This window comes from Lacrimispora sp. (assembly GCF_047605665.1).
Classification (GTDB): domain Bacteria; phylum Bacillota; class Clostridia; order Lachnospirales; family Lachnospiraceae; genus Lacrimispora.
This window is the reverse complement of sequence record NZ_JASGFH010000001.1, coordinates 154,881-174,054: the sequence shown is the minus strand read 5'-3', so window position 1 is coordinate 174,054 and position 19,174 is coordinate 154,881. Positions and strand designations below refer to the sequence as shown.

At 48.4% G+C, this 19,174-nt stretch carries 21 protein-coding genes and 1 tRNA gene; all 22 read left to right on the top strand.

Going from position 1 to position 19,174, the window contains the following annotated elements:
* Positions 1–15 precede the first annotated feature (15 nt).
* The gene (locus QM657_RS00855; protein WP_415064629.1) at positions 16–651 is read left to right on the top strand and encodes a GntR family transcriptional regulator; all 636 of its coding nucleotides are present in this window, start codon (positions 16–18) and stop codon (positions 649–651) included.
* 149 nt (positions 652–800) lie between these two features.
* A complete protein-coding gene (locus QM657_RS00850; protein WP_415064628.1) occupies positions 801–1,727 on the top strand; it encodes a diacylglycerol/lipid kinase family protein in 927 nt (308 codons plus the stop codon).
* Between the two features lie 74 nt (positions 1,728–1,801).
* Complete coding sequence (gene ispF, locus QM657_RS00845; protein ID WP_415064627.1) at positions 1,802–2,344, top strand: 2-C-methyl-D-erythritol 2,4-cyclodiphosphate synthase; 543 nt, start codon at positions 1,802–1,804, stop codon at positions 2,342–2,344.
* 14 nt (positions 2,345–2,358) lie between these two features.
* Positions 2,359–3,762 carry a cysteine--tRNA ligase gene (gene cysS, locus QM657_RS00840; protein WP_415064626.1) on the top strand — a complete coding sequence of 468 codons (1,404 nt, stop codon included), beginning with the start codon at positions 2,359–2,361 and terminating at the stop codon, positions 3,760–3,762.
* Positions 3,747–4,205, top strand: a complete 459-nt coding sequence (locus QM657_RS00835) for a Mini-ribonuclease 3 (RefSeq protein WP_415064625.1) — start codon at positions 3,747–3,749, stop codon at positions 4,203–4,205. Before cysS ends, QM657_RS00835 begins: the two co-directional genes overlap by 16 nt.
* Positions 4,202–4,939 (top strand): 23S rRNA (guanosine(2251)-2'-O)-methyltransferase RlmB, encoded by a 738-nt coding sequence (gene rlmB, locus QM657_RS00830; protein WP_415064624.1) that lies wholly within the window; start codon positions 4,202–4,204, stop codon positions 4,937–4,939. The genes QM657_RS00835 and rlmB overlap by 4 nt, the downstream gene beginning before the upstream one ends.
* Before the next feature lie 22 nt (positions 4,940–4,961).
* Complete coding sequence (locus QM657_RS00825; RefSeq protein WP_415064623.1) at positions 4,962–5,945, top strand: transglutaminase-like domain-containing protein; 984 nt, start codon at positions 4,962–4,964, stop codon at positions 5,943–5,945.
* A 34-nt stretch (positions 5,946–5,979) separates the two neighbouring features.
* A complete protein-coding gene (locus tag QM657_RS00820) occupies positions 5,980–7,032 on the top strand; it encodes a type II secretion system F family protein (RefSeq protein WP_415064622.1) in 1,053 nt (350 codons plus the stop codon).
* Positions 7,033–7,043: 11 nt separating this feature from the next.
* Positions 7,044–7,364, top strand: a complete 321-nt coding sequence (locus tag QM657_RS00815) for a hypothetical protein (protein WP_415064621.1) — start codon at positions 7,044–7,046, stop codon at positions 7,362–7,364.
* A gap of 18 nt (positions 7,365–7,382) precedes the next feature.
* Entirely contained in the window at positions 7,383–7,874 is a 492-nt protein-coding gene (locus QM657_RS00810; RefSeq protein ID WP_415064620.1) for a DUF4860 domain-containing protein, read from the top strand.
* Complete coding sequence (locus QM657_RS00805; protein ID WP_415064619.1) at positions 7,867–8,277, top strand: hypothetical protein; 411 nt, start codon at positions 7,867–7,869, stop codon at positions 8,275–8,277. The genes QM657_RS00810 and QM657_RS00805 overlap by 8 nt, the downstream gene beginning before the upstream one ends.
* A gap of 13 nt (positions 8,278–8,290) precedes the next feature.
* Positions 8,291–8,779 carry a short-chain dehydrogenase gene (locus QM657_RS00800; protein ID WP_415064618.1) on the top strand — a complete coding sequence of 163 codons (489 nt, stop codon included), beginning with the start codon at positions 8,291–8,293 and terminating at the stop codon, positions 8,777–8,779.
* A gap of 10 nt (positions 8,780–8,789) precedes the next feature.
* Positions 8,790–9,857: a type IV pilus twitching motility protein PilT gene (locus QM657_RS00795; RefSeq protein WP_415064734.1), complete on the top strand. Its 1,068-nt coding sequence runs from the start codon at positions 8,790–8,792 to the stop codon at positions 9,855–9,857.
* 262 nt (positions 9,858–10,119) lie between these two features.
* Positions 10,120–10,192 (top strand) — tRNA-Thr (locus QM657_RS00790).
* Between the two features lie 134 nt (positions 10,193–10,326).
* Entirely contained in the window at positions 10,327–12,903 is a 2,577-nt protein-coding gene (locus tag QM657_RS00785; RefSeq protein WP_415064617.1) for a transglycosylase domain-containing protein, read from the top strand.
* A 114-nt stretch (positions 12,904–13,017) separates the two neighbouring features.
* Positions 13,018–14,472, top strand: a complete 1,455-nt coding sequence (gene gltX, locus QM657_RS00780; RefSeq protein WP_415064616.1) for a glutamate--tRNA ligase — start codon at positions 13,018–13,020, stop codon at positions 14,470–14,472.
* Positions 14,473–14,571: 99 nt separating this feature from the next.
* The gene (locus QM657_RS00775) at positions 14,572–16,416 is read left to right on the top strand and encodes an ATP-dependent helicase (protein ID WP_415064615.1); all 1,845 of its coding nucleotides are present in this window, start codon (positions 14,572–14,574) and stop codon (positions 16,414–16,416) included.
* Between the two features lie 30 nt (positions 16,417–16,446).
* Positions 16,447–16,971, top strand: a complete 525-nt coding sequence (locus QM657_RS00770; RefSeq protein WP_415064614.1) for a cob(I)yrinic acid a,c-diamide adenosyltransferase — start codon at positions 16,447–16,449, stop codon at positions 16,969–16,971.
* Positions 16,972–17,074: 103 nt separating this feature from the next.
* Positions 17,075–17,410, top strand: coding sequence for a DUF1292 domain-containing protein (locus tag QM657_RS00765; protein ID WP_415064613.1), 336 nt, complete (start codon positions 17,075–17,077; stop codon positions 17,408–17,410).
* Positions 17,411–17,617: 207 nt separating this feature from the next.
* Positions 17,618–17,983 (top strand): helix-turn-helix domain-containing protein, encoded by a 366-nt coding sequence (locus QM657_RS00760; RefSeq protein WP_415064612.1) that lies wholly within the window; start codon positions 17,618–17,620, stop codon positions 17,981–17,983.
* Between the two features lie 18 nt (positions 17,984–18,001).
* A complete protein-coding gene (gene yedF, locus QM657_RS00755) occupies positions 18,002–18,616 on the top strand; it encodes a sulfurtransferase-like selenium metabolism protein YedF (RefSeq protein WP_415064611.1) in 615 nt (204 codons plus the stop codon).
* 148 nt (positions 18,617–18,764) lie between these two features.
* The gene (locus tag QM657_RS00750; protein WP_415064610.1) at positions 18,765–19,172 is read left to right on the top strand and encodes a DUF6465 family protein; all 408 of its coding nucleotides are present in this window, start codon (positions 18,765–18,767) and stop codon (positions 19,170–19,172) included.
* Positions 19,173–19,174 lie beyond the last annotated feature (2 nt).

Sequence of the window (19,174 nt, the reverse complement as noted above, 5' to 3'; positions counted from 1 at the left end):
TGAAAGGAAAGAACAATGATGCAGGGGCAATCCATAAAGAACCAGGTATATGAAGATATCATGAAGGATATTTTAGATGGGGTTTACGAGGCGAACGCCATTATTAACGAGAGAACTTTAATAGAAAAGTACGGGGTCAGCAAGACTCCTGTAAGGGAAGCCCTGGTGCAGCTTTGCAGTGAAAATGTCCTCAATAACATTTCCAGGTTCGGATACCAGATCACGCCGATTTTGCCGGGGCAGATTGCGGAAATTATAGAATACAGGAAAATGATTGAGCTGGGCGCCCTGGAGCGCTGCTTTTTGCGCCTCACAGCGGAACAGATTGGCGAGCTGAAGCGCCAGAATGAAGAGGCGGAGAGGATTGCTCACACCATGGATTCAAAGCTTCACTGGGAAGCTAATAATCTCTTTCACAGAACCTTATGCAGCTACTGCAACAACAGCTATATACGGAAATCCTTAGAGGATGCCATGAATGTCTGTACCAGAATTTCCAACCAGTATTTTACAAAACTCTGGAATGAGAGCAGGATTTCTGACGGAAGCAGTCACGTTTTGCTTGTAGAAGCCCTGGAAGCCGGGGACTTGGAGAGGGCGAAAATTATATTGGGAGAAGACGTAGAAGCGTTTAAGAAGGAAATATTATAAAAGAAATCCTTTATCCGGACTGTGAAAACGTATCCGGATAGGGGATTTTTTTTCGTTAACACGGCTGAAACGCGATTTTTCCATAATTTTTATATTCATTTTTTATCTTTTATGATATACTAGCAGTTAGTAAAAAGCGGAGGGATTCCATGTACTATTTTATTGTAAACCCCAATTCGCGCCGCGGACGGGGAGAAAGCATTTGGAAGAAGCTGGAAGAAACTCTCAGAACTTATGGTGTGGATTATCAGGTGTTTCTGACAGAAAAGCCGGGAGATGCAAGAGGATTTGCCAGGACTCTGACAGAAGGGTGCAGGGATTCAACCATTATCGTTGCAGTAGGCGGAGACGGAACAGTCAATGAGGTTTTAGACGGGCTTTGTTTCTGCGGCTCTGTCACACTGGGATACGTTCCGGCAGGGTCAGGCAATGATCTGGCAAGAAGCTTGAAGCTTCCTAAGAATCCGGTCAAGTGTTTAAAGAAAATTTTGCACCCGGAACATTATAAAATTTTGGATTACGGAGTTCTCACCTACGGGGAAGACGAGGTGTTCCACCGCCGTTTTGCAGTCAGTGCAGGAATCGGAATGGATGGGGCTGTCTGTCACAGCCTTCTTAATTTTAAGGCCAAAAGCCGGTTTTTAAAGCTTTCTGCAGGAAAGTTCACCTATCTTTTTGCGGGAGTGATACAGCTCATTAAGGCGAAGCCGTCCAAAGGCTATATTCTTTTAAACGGCGTCCGTAAGGTGGAGTTTAACCATGCTTATTTTATATCCGCCCATATTCATCCTTATGAGGGCGGAGGTTTTAAATTTGCCCCTGATGCAGACAGCGAGGATGGACAGCTGTCTATCTGTATTATGAATACAAGAAAAAAGGGGAATCTGATCCAGGTGCTGTTAAGCGCCCTTTTCGGGAGGAAATCTCTGAATAAAGGAGCCAGGTTTTACACCTGCCGGGAAGCGCTGATCCATGTGGAACAGCCTATGGCAGTGCATGTGGATGGAGAAAGCTGTTTTTGTCAAACTGATGTGCAGCTTCGGTGTATTGGGAAAAGGCTGCATATGATTGTATAAAGATATAAAGAAACACCCTGCGGGTATACCATTATGCCCAGAAAGCATGGGCGGCAACAAAGAAAGGAAAGATCATGAGAATCGGACAGGGATACGATGTGCATAAATTGGTGGAAGGAAGGGATTTGATTCTGGGAGGCGTAACGATTCCCTATGAAAAGGGACTTTTAGGCCACTCCGATGCCGATGTGCTGGTTCATGCAGTTATGGACGCTCTTTTGGGAGCTGCGGCATTAGGCGATATTGGAACCCATTTTCCTGACACAGACCCTCAGTATAAAGGAGTATCCAGCATTGAGCTTTTAAAGCAGGTAGGCGTGCTTTTAGAGGACAGCGGCTATGTGATCGAGAATATCGATGCAACGGTCATAGCCCAGAAGCCCAAGCTTTTGCCCTACCGCCCTGATATGGTGAAGAATATCGCGGATGCCTTGAATCTGCCGGAGGATAAGGTCAATGTAAAGGCCACCACAGAAGAGGGGCTGGGCTTTACAGGAAAGGGAGAAGGGATTTCATCCCAGGCGATCACCCTGCTCACCGCTGTAAAGGATTACTGCTTTGATGATAAAATCATGTCGTCCGGCTGCGAAGGCTGCGGCGGATGCAGTAAAAGATAAAGAAAGGAGATATCATGAAACTTTTTAATACATTGTCCAGACAAAAGGAGGAGTTCATCCCCCTGGAACCTGGGAAGGTGAAGATGTATGTCTGCGGACCGACTGTGTACAATTTTATCCATATCGGAAACGCCAGACCTATTATTGTGTTTGATACGGTAAGAAGGTATTTCGAATATAAGGGCTTTGAGGTTAATTTTGTGTCGAATTTTACCGATATAGATGATAAGATCATTAAAAAAGCCATGGAAGAAGGCGTAGGGGCTGAAATTATTTCCAGACGCTATATTGAAGAGTGCAAAAAAGACATGGAAGGCTTAAATGTAAAGCCGGCTACCAGCAACCCTCTGGCTACAGAGGAGATAGACGGGATGCTGATCATGATTCAGGAACTGATCAGAGCCGGTCATGCCTATGCTGCCAAGGATGGAACTGTATACTTCCGCACGAAATCCTTTAAGGAATACGGAAAGCTGTCACATAAGAACCTGGAAGATTTACAGTCCGGTTTTCGTGAGATCAAAGTGACCGGAGAAGATGAAAAGGAAGACCCTGCGGACTTTGTCCTTTGGAAGCCTAAAAAAGACGGAGAGCCTTACTGGGAGTCTCCCTGGTGCGACGGAAGGCCGGGCTGGCACATCGAATGCTCCGTCATGTCTAAGAAGTACCTTGGAGAGCAGATCGATATTCATGCAGGCGGAGAGGACCTTATTTTCCCTCACCATGAAAATGAGATCGCCCAAAGCGAGGCCGCCAATGGCAAAAACTTTGCAAAATACTGGATGCACAACGGCTTTTTAAACATTGATAATAAAAAGATGTCCAAATCCCTGGGTAATTTCTTTACAGTGAGGGAAATCGGTGAAAAGTATGATCTTCAGATCCTGCGCTTTTTCATGCTGAGCGCCCATTACAGAAGCCCGCTGAATTTCAGCGCCGATTTAATGGAGTCTTCAAAAAATGGTCTTGAACGTATTTTAAACGCCTTCGATAAATTAAGGGGTCTGGAAGCTTCTGCCAAAACAGAGAAGTTCCGTGACAACGAGAGCAGGGAAGCTGTGGAAGAACTGGTTTCCAAATACGAAACCGCCATGGATGACGACTTTAATACGGCAGATGCCATTTCTGCCATTTTCGAACTGGTGAAGCTGAGCAATTCCACCACCAACGAAGAGAGCTCCAGGGAATACGTGGTTTATTTAAGAGAGACCATGGAAAGGCTTTGCGGTGTTTTAGGCATTCTTACTGAAAAGAAGGAAGAGATTCTGGATGAGGAAATCGAAGCCATGATCGAAGCCAGACAGCAGGCCAGAAAAGATAAGAACTTCGCCCTTGCCGATGAAATACGCGGAAAGCTTTTAGAAAAGGGAATTGTTTTAGAGGACACCAGGGAAGGCGTGAAATGGAAGAGAGCATGATGTCACTGCCTGAGTTTTCCGGTTTTTTTAAGGATATCTTAAGGCTTAAAGACGTGGATATAAAAAGCTATTCCCCTCTGGCCCTGGCCTATATCGGGGATGCTGTTTATGAGGTGATCGTGCGGACTAAAGTTATGAACCACGGAAGCACCCAGGTAAACCACATGCATAAAAAAAGCGCAATGCTGGTAAACGCCAAGGCCCAGGCGGATATAATCCGGAAGCTTTTAGAGGAAGAGGAGCTGACTTCCGAAGAAGTGGCGGTTTATAAAAGGGGGCGAAACGCCAAATCTGCCACCACGGCAAAGCATGCCACCATGGTGGATTACCGGACAGCAACCGGCTTTGAAGCCCTGTGCGGATATCTGTATTTAAACGGCAGCGTTACCCGCCTGATCACACTGGTGGGCAAGGGACTTGAGAAAATAGGAGAACTGGAATGATAGAGGAATTTACCATAGAGGGAAGGAATGCGGTACTGGAAGCATTCCGTTCCGGAAAAACAATTGATAAGCTTTATGTGCAAAAAGGCGTCCAGGACGGTCCCATTCAGTCCATTGTCAGGGAAGCAAAAAAGACGGATACCATCATCAATTTTGTGGAACGGGAGCGTCTGGACCAGATGTCTGAGGAGGGCCATCATCAGGGGGTGATCGCCCACGCAGCCGCTTATGAGTACGCAACCGTAGAGGACATGTTAAAGGCAGCCGAAGAAAAGGGTGAGCCGCCTTTTCTCATTCTCCTTGACGGCATTGAGGACCCTCACAACTTAGGCGCCATCATCCGTACCGCCAATCTGGCAGGGGCTCATGGAGTGATCATTCCAAAGCGCCGGGCAGTGGGTCTTACGGCTACGGTTGCAAAAACCTCAGCCGGAGCGCTGAATTACACTCCCGTTGCCAAGGTTACCAACTTAACCGCAACCATGGAAGAATTAAAGGAAAAGGGCATGTGGTTCGTCTGTGCCGATATGGGCGGAGAGCTGATGTACAAGCTCAACTTAAAGGGGTCCATCGGTCTGGTGATCGGAAACGAGGGAAGCGGTGTAGGAAGGCTTGTGAAAGAAACCTGCGACATGGTGGCTTCCATACCCATGAAAGGAGATATCGACTCTCTCAATGCTTCTGTAGCAACAGGCGTTTTGGCATATGAGATCGTCCGGCAGCGTTTTGCATAAGATAAAGAAGGAGGAAAAGATTATGAAAAAAGATAGTGCAGTTTTTGCCGCAGTTTTTACAGCAGCTTTGCTCTCTATAGGAGGTTTTGCATCAGTTGGCCGCACGCCGGCAGCAAACGTCCCAAGTGAAAGCATTGAATGGAAAACTGTGGTGACGATTGAAGATGAGGCGGTGCCCCTTTACTCCAAGCCCGCGGGGAGCAAGGTAAGATCTCCCCAGGCCTCCGGCACTGTTACCTACAGCAATAATTCCGTAACCGTGGATGCCTCCAATACCAGCCAGGGATATGTGATGGTAAGCTATACCGGCGGTTCTTCTAAAATAAAGGTTCAGGTAATAAAAAGCGGCGGAGAGACGTATAACTACGATCTCAATGCCAGATCAGCCTATGAAGTATTTCCTTTGACCGAAGGAAACGGAAAATATACGGTACGTGTTCTGGAGCAGGTACAGGGAAACCAGTACGCTGTAAAATCCAGCAATGATATCAATGTGACTCTTATCAATGAATTTGAGCCATTCCTCTATCCCAACCAGTATGTGAACTTCTCTGCAGGAAGTGAAGTGGTGAAAAAGGGAGCGGAGGTTTCGGCTTCTGCAGCAGATGCAGTCGGCGTTGTAACCAATGTATACAACTATGTCACAAAGAACTTCACCTATGATACCGCTCTTGCCAATTCCGTTCAGGTGGGATATCTGCCTAACGTGGATGATATTCTGGCGAAGAAAAAAGGAATCTGCTTTGACTACGCCGCAGTGATGACGGCTATGCTCCGTTCCCAGGACATTCCCACAAAGCTTGTGGTTGGGTATACGGGAAGCATTTACCACGCCTGGGTCAATGTTTATATTGAAGGCCAGGGCTGGATCGACAACATCATTTACTTTGATGGCTACAATTGGAAACTCATGGACCCGACCTTTGCCTCTACAGGAGGAAATGACCCGTCCATTCTGGAATATATTAACAACAGCGCCAACTATCAGGCAAAATACTCATATTAACAAGAAAACTTTATAAGAAAAAGGAGAACTGAACATGGCAATGGAAGGGAAAAGGCAATATTCCTCCAGGGAACTTTCCGCTTTCTGCCTCCAGATTTCAATTCTTCTTCATGCAGCAATCCCTCTTGACGAGGGATTGTCTGTTATGGCGGAGGATTCAGCCTGGGAGGAGGAAAAAAAGTTTCTTCTGCAGATGGCAGAGGAAGCGGAGCTGGGAGTTCCTTTTTCAAAGGTGCTGGAGCAGACAGGGGCTTATCCTCCCTACGTGGTCCGCATGGCAAAACTGGGAGAAGAGACAGGAACTCTTGATGAAATCATGGAATCCCTGGCTGAATATTATGAAAAAGAACACGTTCTCATGAAAAATATAAAGAATGCGGTCACCTATCCTGTTATGATGATTTTCATGCTTCTGGTGGTTTTATTCGTGCTGTTTACCAGGGTAATGCCTGTATTTGAAAATGTCTATGAACAATTGGGGGCAGAGATGTCTCCTGTTTCTGTTGCTGCAACCAGGATGGGAGGCGCTTTCTGCGCAGCCGCTTTGGCTCTGGGCGTTTTCCTGGCGGCAGCATCCGCTTTTCTCTGGTTTCTGGGCCGTAAGGGGAAACAGCTTCCCATTGCCCAGCGCCTGATCCAGTGGATCAAAAAGAGAAGCAGGATCGCCCTTGCAGTGGCAAACCGCCGATTCACCTCTGTTCTGGCCCTGACGCTTCACAGCGGGCTTCCCCTTGAAAAGGGAATGGAGCTGGCAGGGGAACTGGTGGAAAACAAGACTGTGGAAGAGAAAATAAAGACCTGCTCCGAGGAGCTGGAGGCAGGGACTGATTATTACAGCGCCATGAAAAGCACCGGCCTGTTTAAAGGCTTTTATGCCCAGATGATCAAAGTGGGAACGAGAAGCGGCAGACTGGACCGGGTCATGGAGGAAATTTCCAAAAGCTATGAAGAAGAGGCCGACTTAAGCCTTGAGCATATGGTCAGCCGGTTTGAACCCACCATTGTGGCTGTTTTAGCTGTTGCCGTGGGCCTCATCCTGCTTTCCGTCATGCTGCCTTTGATGGGCGTGTTATCGGCAATCGGATAGGAGGGGGAGAGATGAAGAAATGGAAACAGGCATTTAAGGACTTTAAGGTCTATTTCGTTTCTCTGCCTGTCTTTGTCTGCGTGATCGCCCTTTTTGCGTCCGGGATTATGAGCTTTTCAAAGAATGCGGGAGCAAGGGGAGCGGAAACCCTCCGGGATGCCATACGCAGGGCTTCGGTCCAGTGCTATGCCATTGAGGGGAGGTATCCGCCCAGCGTGGAATATCTGGAGGAAAATTATGGAATACAGATTGACAGGGACCGGTATGACGTGTTTTACAGCGGGTTTGCTTCCAATTTCATGCCGGATATTACCGTCAATCTGCGTGAATAAGAACCGGGAGGTGGAAGTATGAGAGGTCAGGAAAACCAGAGAGGACGGCTGACCGGAGTTCTCTTTACCATCCTTTTGTTTCTGGTATTTGTGCTTTGTGCCCTGTTTTCTGTTCTCATCGGAGGCAAGGTCTATGAAAATATCAATGCCAGGGCAGAGGATACCTACCGGGGAGATGTGGCCTTAAGCTATATCGCCAACAAGGTGAGACAGGGAGATGAAGCCGGAAGGGTGTTTCTTTCAGAGGATAAGGGCGTGACGGTCCTTAAGCTGGAGCAGAGCATCGGGGATTCGGTCTATGTGACGGATATTTACTATCAGGATGGAAGGCTGTGGGAGCTGTTTACCGATTCCCAGAGCGGACTTTCCGTAGGCGATGGAAATGAAATACTGGAATGCAGCGAGGTTTCCATGGAAATGAGTGGCGGGCTTCTTCACATCAAAACAGAGGGAAAAGGCGGAGGAGATTTATGGCTTTCCCTCAGAAGCGGAGGAAAGGCCCATGAATAGAAATCACCAGTCAGGCGTATTTATGATGGAAATGATCGCTGTGGTTTTGTTCTTTATCCTCTGCGCTGCCATCTGCATCCAGACCTTTGCAAAGGCCGATTCCATGAGCCGGAGGGCTTCGGATTTAAACCAGGGAGTCTTAATCGCCCAAAGCATTGCCGAGGTATGGAAGGCAGAGGGGAAAGAGGGACTTGAGAATCGGTTTGAAGCCGGCGGTTTTGGTCAGGACGGGGAAGCTTACGTCATGGGATTTGACAGAAACGGGGTTCCCTGCAAGCCGGAAGACGGAGCTTTTCAGGCCAGGGCCGGATTTCCTGCGGTTGGTCAGGCCGAAGTGATAGTGAGCCGGAATGGAAAAGAGGTATACAGCCTTTTGGTTTACAGACAGGAAACAGAGGAATGAGGGAGGTAAAACCATGGCAAAGCAGGAAACAGGAAACAGGCCGGGCATTGGCAGTCCTTCCCTTATTTTAATATTCATTGTCATGTGCCTTGTGACTTTTGGTATGCTCTCCTTAAGCACTGCCAAAAGCGAATGGAACTTAGCCGAGCGCAATGCTGCTTCCGTAACGGAGTATTACCGGGCGGACCGGGAGGGAGAAGAATTCTACCGTCTGGTGGCAGAGGCAGCGCAGGAGGCCAGACAGGAAAGCGCTGACCTTAAGGAGGCCGGGCGGATTCTGGAAGAGAAGCTGGGGGAGTATTACGTTCCTGAGAGGGGATCGGCAATGACCCAGATCGCCATGGAGCGGGCCCAGGCTCTTTTGGTCGAAGTGGTTCCTTTCCCGGAGGAGGGGCAGGCTCCGGCTATATCCCAGTGGAAGGTGATTCAGACCGAAGATTTTGAAATCTATGATTCCATGCCGGTGTGGACCGGCGGGGAAGGGGAAGAGGAGAAAGAGTAGGAAATTTATGATGAATGTAGTGGAATTGTTAAATGCTGCTGTGGCGCAGAATGCCTCTGATATTTTTCTGGTGCCCGGCATGCCGTTTTCATGTAAGATAGGAAGCAGGATCGTATATCAGAATGAAGAAAAGCTGTTTCCGGAGCAGATGGAGGAGCTGATCCCCCAGCTTTATGAGGTGGCAGGAAACCGGAGCATGCAGAGAGTGCGGGAGCGGGGAGACGATGACTTTTCCTTTGCCCTTCCCGGAATTTCCAGATTCCGTTCCAGCGTGTTCCGCCAGAGAGGTTCCCTGGCAGCCGTAATCCGGGTGGTGACCTTTACCCTGCCCGATCACAGCGCCCTTCACGTGCCGGAAAGCGTCATGGACATTGCCAGAATGACAAAGGGCTTTGTGCTGGTCACCGGGCCTGCGGGAAGCGGAAAGAGCACCACCCTGGCCTGTATCATTGATGAAATAAACAACACCCGCAATGCCCATGTCATCACCTTAGAGGACCCTTTGGAGTACTTACACAAGCACAAGCAGAGCGTGGTGACCCAGAGGGAGATCATAACGGATACGGAAAGCTATGTGAGCGGCTTGAGAGCTGCTCTGCGCCAGGCCCCTGATGTGATTTTAGTGGGGGAAATGAGAGATTATGAGACGATTCAGATCGCCATGACAGCGGCTGAGACGGGGCATCTGGTCATTTCCACCCTTCATACCGTCGGGGCGTCCAATACCATTGACCGCATCATCGACAGCTTTCCTCCCAACCAGCAGCAGCAGGTCCGGATGCAGCTTTCCATGGTGGTTCAGGCCGTGGTTTCCCAGCAGCTCATTCCCACTCTCGATGGGGGCGTTTATCCGGCTTTTGAAATCCTGTTTTTCAACAATGCCATCCGGAACATGATCCGGGAGGGGAAGACCCATCAGATCGATTCCGTCATTGCAACCGGACAGTCGGAGGGAATGATTTCCATGGATTCCAGCCTGCTGACCCTGTATAAAGAAGGAAAGATCACCAGGGAAAACGCTGTGATCTATGCCAGCAACGGCGAGCTGATGGAGAAGAAAATAGAGCGTATGTCATAGGATGCCTGGGGATGTTCCTCCCCTTTGGGAGGGTTTTGAAGGGATGCTGTGAGAGAAACATTGTGGGAAGAGAAACCGGATGGGAGGCAGGGATTTCCCGTCCGTCTTCCTTTTAAAAAGGCATGAGACCGGGTCTCAAAGGCATATCATTTGGAGTTTTTGCTATTTTGTACACATTAGTAAAAAAACAAAAAAATTGTTGACAAAGACATATTCCCATGCTATGATATACAAGGTTCGAACAGGGAACCAAAAAAAAGATGCTGATGTGGCACAGGTGGTAGCGCACCTCATTGGTAGTGAGGAGGTCACGGGTCCGAGTCCCGTCATCAGCTCTGTAACAAACGGGAAGTCTTAAGTGAAGAGACTTCCCGTTTTTCGTTGGAATAACTCACAGTCAGTCTTTAAAGAAAAAAGCCGGGGAGGGCCGGACTTTCGTATAAAAAGGACGGTAAGGAGGTACAGTGGTTTGGGAAATAAGAAAAAGAAACAAAAAAGCACGTGGTCTGTTTTTTTTCGGCCCATTAAAGTGATCATTTTCGCATTTCTTGGGGCAATGGTTTTGGGCTGCTTAATCGGCGGCGGCATATACTTGAAGTATCAGGAGGAAATTACAGCCTGCAGGGAAAAGGCGGACTCCATCATACGCAATACGACCAAAACGGATTTTTCCCAGCCTGTGGATACCAGAATTTATGATTCCGGAGGCAATCTGATCGGAACCATTAATTCAGGCCATTATGAATACGTTCCCATAGGAGAGATCAGCAAAAATCTGCAGAATGCCTACGTTTCCCAGGAGGACAAGCGTTTTTATAAGCATCATGGAATTGACTACATCAGTCTGGCCCGTGCAGGTTTTAAGCTTGTGAAGAACAAGGGAGAAATCACCCAGGGAGGAAGCACTATCACCCAGCAGGTGATCAAAAACACCTATCTGACCCAGGAAAAAACCTTCCGGAGAAAGCTGACGGAATTTTTTGCAGCGCCCCGGATGGAGGAAAAATACAGCAAGGCCGAGATTCTGGAATTTTACTGCAATACCAACTTCTATGCCAACCGCTGCTACGGGGTGGCGGAAGCCAGCCGGTATTATTTTGATAAGGCGGCTAAGGACTTGACCCTTTGGGAAGCCGCCACTCTGGTGGGAATCAGCAACAACCCCTCCAGGTATGACCCGGTGACCCGTCCGGAAAATGCAAAGGAAAAGCGGAATCAGATTCTGGACAACATGGCCCAAAACGAGTTTATCACAGAGGAAGAGCGGGATTATGCAAAATCCCAGGACCTCACTGTGCTGCAGGTCTATGAGCCCGGAACAAAGGAAAATTACCAGACCAGCTATGCCATCTACAGTGCGGCTCTGGAGCTGATGAAAAACGACGGATTTGTATTCCAGTATGTGTTTGAAAATAAAGAAGATTACGATTCCTATAAGGAACGGTATCAGGAGCTTTACCAGTCCAAAAGCGATATGATCCGAAACGGCGGGTTTGAAATACATACCAGCCTGGAAACGGAGATTCAGAACTCTCTCCAGAACGTCCTTGACAAGCGCCTGGAGGGCTTTAAGGATTTGCAGGAAAACGGCAAGTTCGCTCTTCAGGGGGCGGCTGTGTGCGTTGATAACCAGACCGGATATGTGGTAGCGATTGTGGGCGGAAGAGGTACGGATGACGAGTACAACCGGGGATTTTTAAGCAAACGCCAGCCCGGTTCCACCATAAAGCCTTTGATCGACTATGCTCCTGCCTTTGAGACCGGATATTACTATCCCTCCAGACTGGTCAATGACTATTTGTTTGACAAGGGGCCGAAAAACAGCGGAGGCCAGTATTTCGGTAATATTTCCGTCAGAGAAGCATTGAACCGAAGCTTAAATACCGTAGCCTGGCAGGTGCTGGCCGATATCGGAGTCAGCACGGGAATCCGGTATCTGGGGAAAATGGATTTTACAGGCCTAAGCTATCTGGATAACGGAAACAACAGCATGAGCATCGGAGGTTTTACGGAAGGTGCCAGGGTGGTGGATATGGCCAAAGGGTATTCCGTTCTCGCAAACAAGGGCATGTTCAGCAATAATACCTGCATTACAGGCATAACCAGCCAGTATGACGGGGAAATATATAAGGGAAACCAGGGCGATGACAGAATCTTTACAGAAGACACCGCCTATATGATCACCGATGTGCTGAAAGGAACCATGGAGCAGCCTTACGGAACAGGCTACGGCCTGGGAATCGGCGTTCCGGCTGCCGGAAAGACGGGAACCACAAACGACAACAAGGACACCTGGTTCTGCGGCTATACGAAGTATTACACCACTGCCGTGTGGGTGGGATACGACACGCCGACTGCCATGCCGGGAGTCTACGGAAAGACGTATTCCGGAAGGATATGGCAGGACTTTATGGCGGAGATAAACAGCTCCCTGCCCGCCAGAGACTGGGATATGCCTGCTACGGTTTCTCTCTGGAACGTGGATTCTGCCGGGGAAAAGACCACCACGGAAACGGGAAGAAAGGACTTGTTTTCTTCTGTAGCCGAGGCAGCAGCCAGATCGGATGTCACACGCTGGAAGCTTTTTGAAGAGAAGAGAAATGCCCAGATTCAGGCTCAAAAGGAGCAGGAGGCTGTGCAGGCTCTCCAGCAGGCCCTTGCAGACCTTCAGGCTGTCATAGGGGAGTTAAATGCCCTGGAGTACCGTGACAGCACAACTGATGAAAAGATCACAAGAGCCAACACCATCCTGCAGAGCCTGTCCGCTACGGAATACTACGAAGGGTTAAAGCCCCAGGTCGACGATGCTGTCAGAAGGGCCTTATCCCTGCCAAAGCAGGAGGATTCCGGCCACAAGCCCCAGGAAGTCGGTCCGGGAATGACCACAGCTCCCAGAGAGACTGTTCCAAGGGAAACAGCTCCCAGAGAGACTGTTATAGAGCCGATTTTTCCGGGAGACTGGGATTATGAAGAGGACTGGGACCCTGGCATGGGACCGGGGGATTATGAGCCCGGAGCAGAAAATGCAGGCCCTGGAATCGGGTAAAGATTTCCTGTAAACGATTGTTTTTTACAGTGGTTCGTTATATAATGAAATTCGATTTGGCTCTGACGGGCCGGTTTGCCAATACACTAACATAAATTCAGGAGTGAGTTTAAGATGAATAAAATAAGAACAAGATACGCCCCCAGTCCTACAGGCCGTATGCACGTGGGAAATTTGAGAACAGCACTGTATGCCTATTTAATTGCAAAGCATGAAGGCGGCGATTTCCTTCTGCGCATTGAGGACACGGACCAGGAGCGCTATGTGGAAGGCGCTGTTGAGATTATTTACAGAACCCTGGAAAAGACGGGCCTGATTCATGACGAGGGTCCGGATAAGGACGGAGGAGTGGGTCCTTACGTTCAGAGCGAGCGCCAGGCGTCCGGCATTTATCTGGAATATGCCAAAAATCTGGTGGAAAAGGGAGAGGCTTATTACTGCTTCTGTACCCAGGAAAGGCTGGACTCCTTAAAGAGAACCGTCGAAGGCCAGGAGATCATGAGCTATGACAAGCACTGCCTTCACCTTTCAGCAGAAGAGGTAAAAGCCAATTTAGAGGCTGGCATGGCTTACGTCATCCGCCAGAACAACCCCACTGAGGGAACCACAACCTTCCATGATGAGATTTACGGAGATATTTCTGTGGACAACTCTGAGCTGGATGACATGGTCCTCATCAAATCCGACGGATACCCCACCTATAACTTTGCCAATGTGGTGGACGATCATCTGATGGGAATTACCCATGTGGTAAGAGGAAACGAATACTTATCTTCTTCCCCCAAATACAACCGCCTTTATGACGCCTTTGGCTGGGAGGTTCCGGTATACGTTCACTGCCCTCTCATCACCAATGAGGAGCATAAGAAACTGAGCAAGAGAAGCGGACACTCCTCCTATGAGGATTTGATTGAACAGGGCTTTATTACGGAAGCAGTCGTCAATTATGTGGCCCTTTTAGGGTGGTCCCCGGTGGACAATCAGGAAATATTCTCTTTAGAGGATTTGATCAGGGACTTCGATTACCGCAATATCAGCAAGTCTCCGGCTGTTTTTGATGTGGTCAAATTAAAATGGATGAACAGCGAATACATGAAGGCAATGGATTTTGAGCGGTTCTATGAGCTGGCAGAGCCTTACTTAAAGGCTGTTATCAAAAAGGACCTGGATTTAAAAAAGATCGCTTCCATGGTCAAGACCAGAATTGAGGTGTTCCCGGATATTGCAGAGCACATTGATTTCTTTGAAGCCCTGCCGGAATACGATCCAGCCATGTATACCAACAAGAAGATGAAGACTAACAGCGAAACTTCCCTGGCCCTTTTAAAAGAGGTTCTTCCCATACTGGAAGCCCAGGAGGATTACAGCAATGACGCTCTTTATGAGGCGCTGTCAAACTATGTGGCAGAAAAGGAGTGCAAGACCGGCTTTGTTATGTGGCCGATCCGGACTGCGGTGTCCGGAAAGCAGATGACTCCTGCCGGAGCTACGGAGATCATGGAAGTTCTTGGAAAAGAGGAGTCCCTGGAACGAATCAGAAAGGGTATCCGGCTTTTGGAAGAGGCTTAAGAATAAGGATAAAAACAGAAGCAGGGGCCGGGATTCTACCAAGCCCCTGCTTTTTCAGCCATACCATTTGCCCCAGACATGGGCAGGAAAGAGGAGACCATGAAGGAAGAAGTTACCTATGAGGGAGCCCAGAGGGAAGCGATTCTCCACCATAAGGGCCCTATGCTGGTTCTGGCAGGGCCGGGCTCCGGAAAGACCTTTACCATAACCCACCGGATATGCCGGCTGACCGGCAGCTATGGCGTGGACCCCTCTGAAATTCTGGTCATCACCTTTACCAGGGCGGCGGCCAGAGAGATGCAGGAGCGTTTTGAAGCCCTGTCAGGAGGAGGGAAGTCGAGGATCAGCTTCGGAACCTTTCACTCCGTCTTTTTCAGGATTTTAAAGTTCGCTTACCGGTACGACGGAGGAAGCATTGTCAGGGAAGAGCAGAAGATACGGTACATAAAAGAAGAGATGGATCAATGCCGGATGGAGGTGGAGGATGAAGCGGAATTTGTGACCTCCATTCTTTCGGAAATCAGTTCCGTAAAAGGGGAAATGATCAGCTTAGACCACTATTATTCCAAGAACTGCTCAGAGGAAATGTTCAAACAGCTTTATACGGGTTATGAGGACAGGCTGCGAAGAGCCAATCTCATTGACTTTGATGATATGCTGGTCATGTGCCATGAGCTGTTCACCCAGCGAAAGGATATTTTACAGGCGTGGCAGAAAAAATACCGGTATATTCTGGTGGATGAGTTTCAGGACATCAACCGGGTCCAGTACGAGGTGATCCGGATGCTGGCGGCTCCCGAAGACAATCTCTTTATCGTGGGAGACGATGACCAGTCCATTTACCGGTTCCGGGGAGCAAAGCCTGAGATCATGCTGGGATTTGAAAAGGATTATCCCCAGGCCAAAAGGGTTCTTCTGGACATTAATTTCAGAAGCACAAAGGAAATCGTGGAGGCGGCGGGAAAACTGATCCGGCATAATGAAATGCGGTTTCCGAAGAAAATTGTCACGAAAAAGGGACAGGGAAAGCCGGTGGTCACAAGGGTGTGGCAGGACCCCCAGGAGGAGACTTTGGAGGTTGTCCGGGAAATCTTGGCCTATGAAAAGGCCGGATTTGCCTGGGAGGACATGGCTGTCCTATACCGGACCAATCTGGGGCCAAGGCTTTTGATTGAGAAATTTATGGAATACAACATCCCTTTTTCCATGAGGGATTCTCTTCCCAACCTATACGACCACTGGATTGCCAGAAATATTATTTCTTATATTAATGCGGCAGCAGGGGACTTGTCCAGAGCCAATGTCCTTTCCATCATCAACCGCCCCAACCGGTATGTGAGCCGGGATGCTCTGGAGCTCAGTCAGGTGAACTGGGAGTCAGTCAAATCCTTTTACCAGGACAAGGGCTGGATGGTGGAGCGGATTGAGCAGTTGGAGTATGATTTGCGGATGATAAAGAATATGGCGCCGGCGGCTGCGGTAAACTATATCCGGAAAGCCATGGGCTATGACGATTATATCAGGGAATACGCCCAGTACAGAAGAATGAAGCCGGAGGAGCTGTTGGAAATTCTGGACCAGCTTCAGGAGAGCGGGGCCGGTTATGCCTCTTTTAAAGCGTGGTTTGACCATATGGAGGAGTACGGCAGAGAGTTAAAGGCTAAGGTCCAATCCGGGGAATCAAGCCCTGAGGGAGTGGCCTTTATGACCATGCACAGCTCCAAGGGGCTGGAATACCGGATTATTTATATCATAGATGCCAACGAAGGGGTCACTCCCCATCACAAGGCGGTTCTTCCTGCTGATTTGGAGGAGGAAAGGCGTATGTTTTATGTGGCGATGACAAGGGCCAGGGAACGGCTTCATATCAATTACGTCCGGGAGCGGTACGGAAAAAAACAGGAGGTTTCCCGCTTTGTCAGAGAATATTTAGGAAGGGAATAGACTATGTCTGTATAGGAAGGAGGAGACTTGATGAATTCCTGTATTCACATTTACTGCGGAGACGGAAAAGGAAAGACCACTGCTGCCATAGGTCTGGCAGTGCGGGCAGCGGGCAGCGGGAAAAAGGTTTTGGTCACCCGGTTTTTAAAGACCGACCACTCCGGTGAGGTGAACAGCTTAAAAGCTCTGCCGGAAATAGAGGTTACCCCCTGTGAGCGGAGCTTCGGTTTTTTTACGAATATGACAGAGGAGCAGAAAAAAGAGGCCAGAGCCTATTATTCCCGGCTTTTAGAGACCACCTTAAAAAGGGCCGCGGAAGAGGGCTTTGATCTTTTGGTCCTTGATGAGATCATGGCAGTCTGCAATTACGGCCTTGTGGAGGAAAGCAGGGTCCTTGATTTTTTAAAGAACCGCCGGGAAGGCCTTGAAGTGGTTCTGACAGGGAGGAATCCTTCGGAAAGGCTTTTAGAAGAAGCCGATTATGTGTCTGAAATCAGAAAGGTAAAGCACCCTTATGACAAGGGCATAAAAGCCAGGAAGGGAATTGAATATTAAGGCGAAATCCCTTGATTTTTGACGGATTGTCTGATAGAGTGAAAGCAGGTGCAAATCAGGCACTGAGATAACAAATTTTAAAGAAAAAGAGAGAGGTATCAGGATGGCACAGGAACCTAATTTAGAACGCGACGATATGGAACCCCAGGAGGAAATGACGGTTACTCTGACCTTAGATGACGGCAAAGAGCTGGAGTGCGTGGTACTTACCATTTTTACCGCAGGAGAGAGAGACTACATTGCCCTGCTTCCTACCAATGGCCCTGAAGCAGATGAAGGAGAGGTCTATCTGTACCGCTATTCCGAGAGCGAAGACGGACAGCCGAATCTTGAAAATATCGAAGATGACGATGAGTATGAGATCGTTGCAGAAGCCTTTGATGAGTTACTGGATGAAGCAGAATACGACGAACTCGTAGGCGAAGAGGAAGAAGAGTAAATACCCAGGCGAAACCAGCCGGATGCAAAAAAGCCGGGACAGGCCCTTTATAGAGGCAGGTCCCGGTTTTGATAAATAGAAGCCGCCTTTTGGGCCTGCTGATCATAGAACGAAAAATATAAGTATGTATGCTAAATATTGAAATCTATAAATTATGCATTCTATATACTACTATAATTCTATCTATGAGAAGTGAGGTAGGTCCATATGGATAACGAGGCGGTACTTAGGAAAATTGAAGAAATCAACCAAAGCAGAAGCTGGTCTATGTATAAATTGTCGAAAGAGAGCGGAATCCCTCAGTCCACATTGTCCAGCCTGTTTGGCAGGAGAGCCAACATAAGCCTTCCCAAGCTGTTTCGCATCTGTGAAGCTTTTGGCCTGAAAATGTCGGATTTCTTTGCTCTTCTGGAAAAGGATTCCGAAGCTGGGGCCTCCTGTTCCAATGATTATGAGATCATGGAGATGATACAAAAGGCAGCGACCTTGTCGGAACATGACAAACGTCTTCTGCGGACCATCATTATTGTGATGGAGCAGCTTGAAAAAGAACAGCTTGAAAAGGAAAGTTAGGAAAAGGAGAAACGCAAAATGGAAAAAATTGTGGATGCCAGAGGTCTGGCGTGTCCCCAGCCGGTCATAAAAGCCAAGGCAGCATTAAAGGACATGACAGAAGGAACCTTGAAAATACTTGTAGATAATGAGATCGCAGTGCAGAATGTGATGAAGCTGGGAAATTATTCAGGACTCTCTCCTTCCTCTGAGAAAAAGGCGGACAAGGAGTTTGAAGTCCTGTTTCATGTAAACGGAGAGGCACCTGATCTGACCAAGACCCAGGAGGAAGAAGCCTGCGCTCCGGAGAGCCGGAGAAAAGGTCTTGTGGCAGTTTTGGCCTCTGACCAGATGGGAAGCGGAAATGAAGAGCTGGGACGCCTTCTCATGAAGGGCTTTGTCTACGCCCTGACCCAGTTAGATGAGCTTCCTGAGACCATCCTGCTCTATAACGGAGGGGCCAGACTGTCAGTGGAAGGCTCCCAGTCTCTGGAGGATTTAAAGAGCTTAGAAGCCCTTGGAGTGGAAATTTTAACCTGCGGAACCTGCTTGAATTACTACGAGCTGGGAGAAAAACTCCGGGTGGGTTCTGTTACCAATATGTATGAAATTGCGGAAAAGCTGGCAGCAGCAGGTACGGTAATCAGGCCATAAAAGGCCTGTACCTGCCTTAAAACCATGGTTTTTATTGACAAAACTGATTTTTCGTTCTATAATGCACTCAGCTAATTTTAGACATCACTGGCAGACCAGATTTGTACCTGTTAATGAAAACAGTTTTATTTGTTTGAGGAGGAGAATTATGGAAAGCAATAAGAGTGCGGAGAAGAAGACGGTAAAAACGGAAGAAGTCAAGGAAGCTGTGAGCACTGCAGAGAAGAAGAAAGCGGCACCGTCCAGGACCCGGAAAGCTCCGGAGACCCAGGCGGCAAAGAAGGAAACCGCTCCTAAAAAGGAGACGGAAAAGAAGGCGGCTGCACCCAAAAAGCCAGCGGCAAAAAAAGCAGCACCAAAAGCGGAGTTCTTTATTGAATACGCCGGAAGACAGATTTCAGGAAAAGAGATTCTGGAAGCTGCCCAAAAGGACTATTTGTCAAAGAATAAGGATACTGCTGTGAAGACCCTTGAACTGTACATAAAGCCTGAGGAACATACCGCTTACTACACGGTAAACGGAGAAGGCTCCGACGAATACAAGGTAGAGCTGTAGGA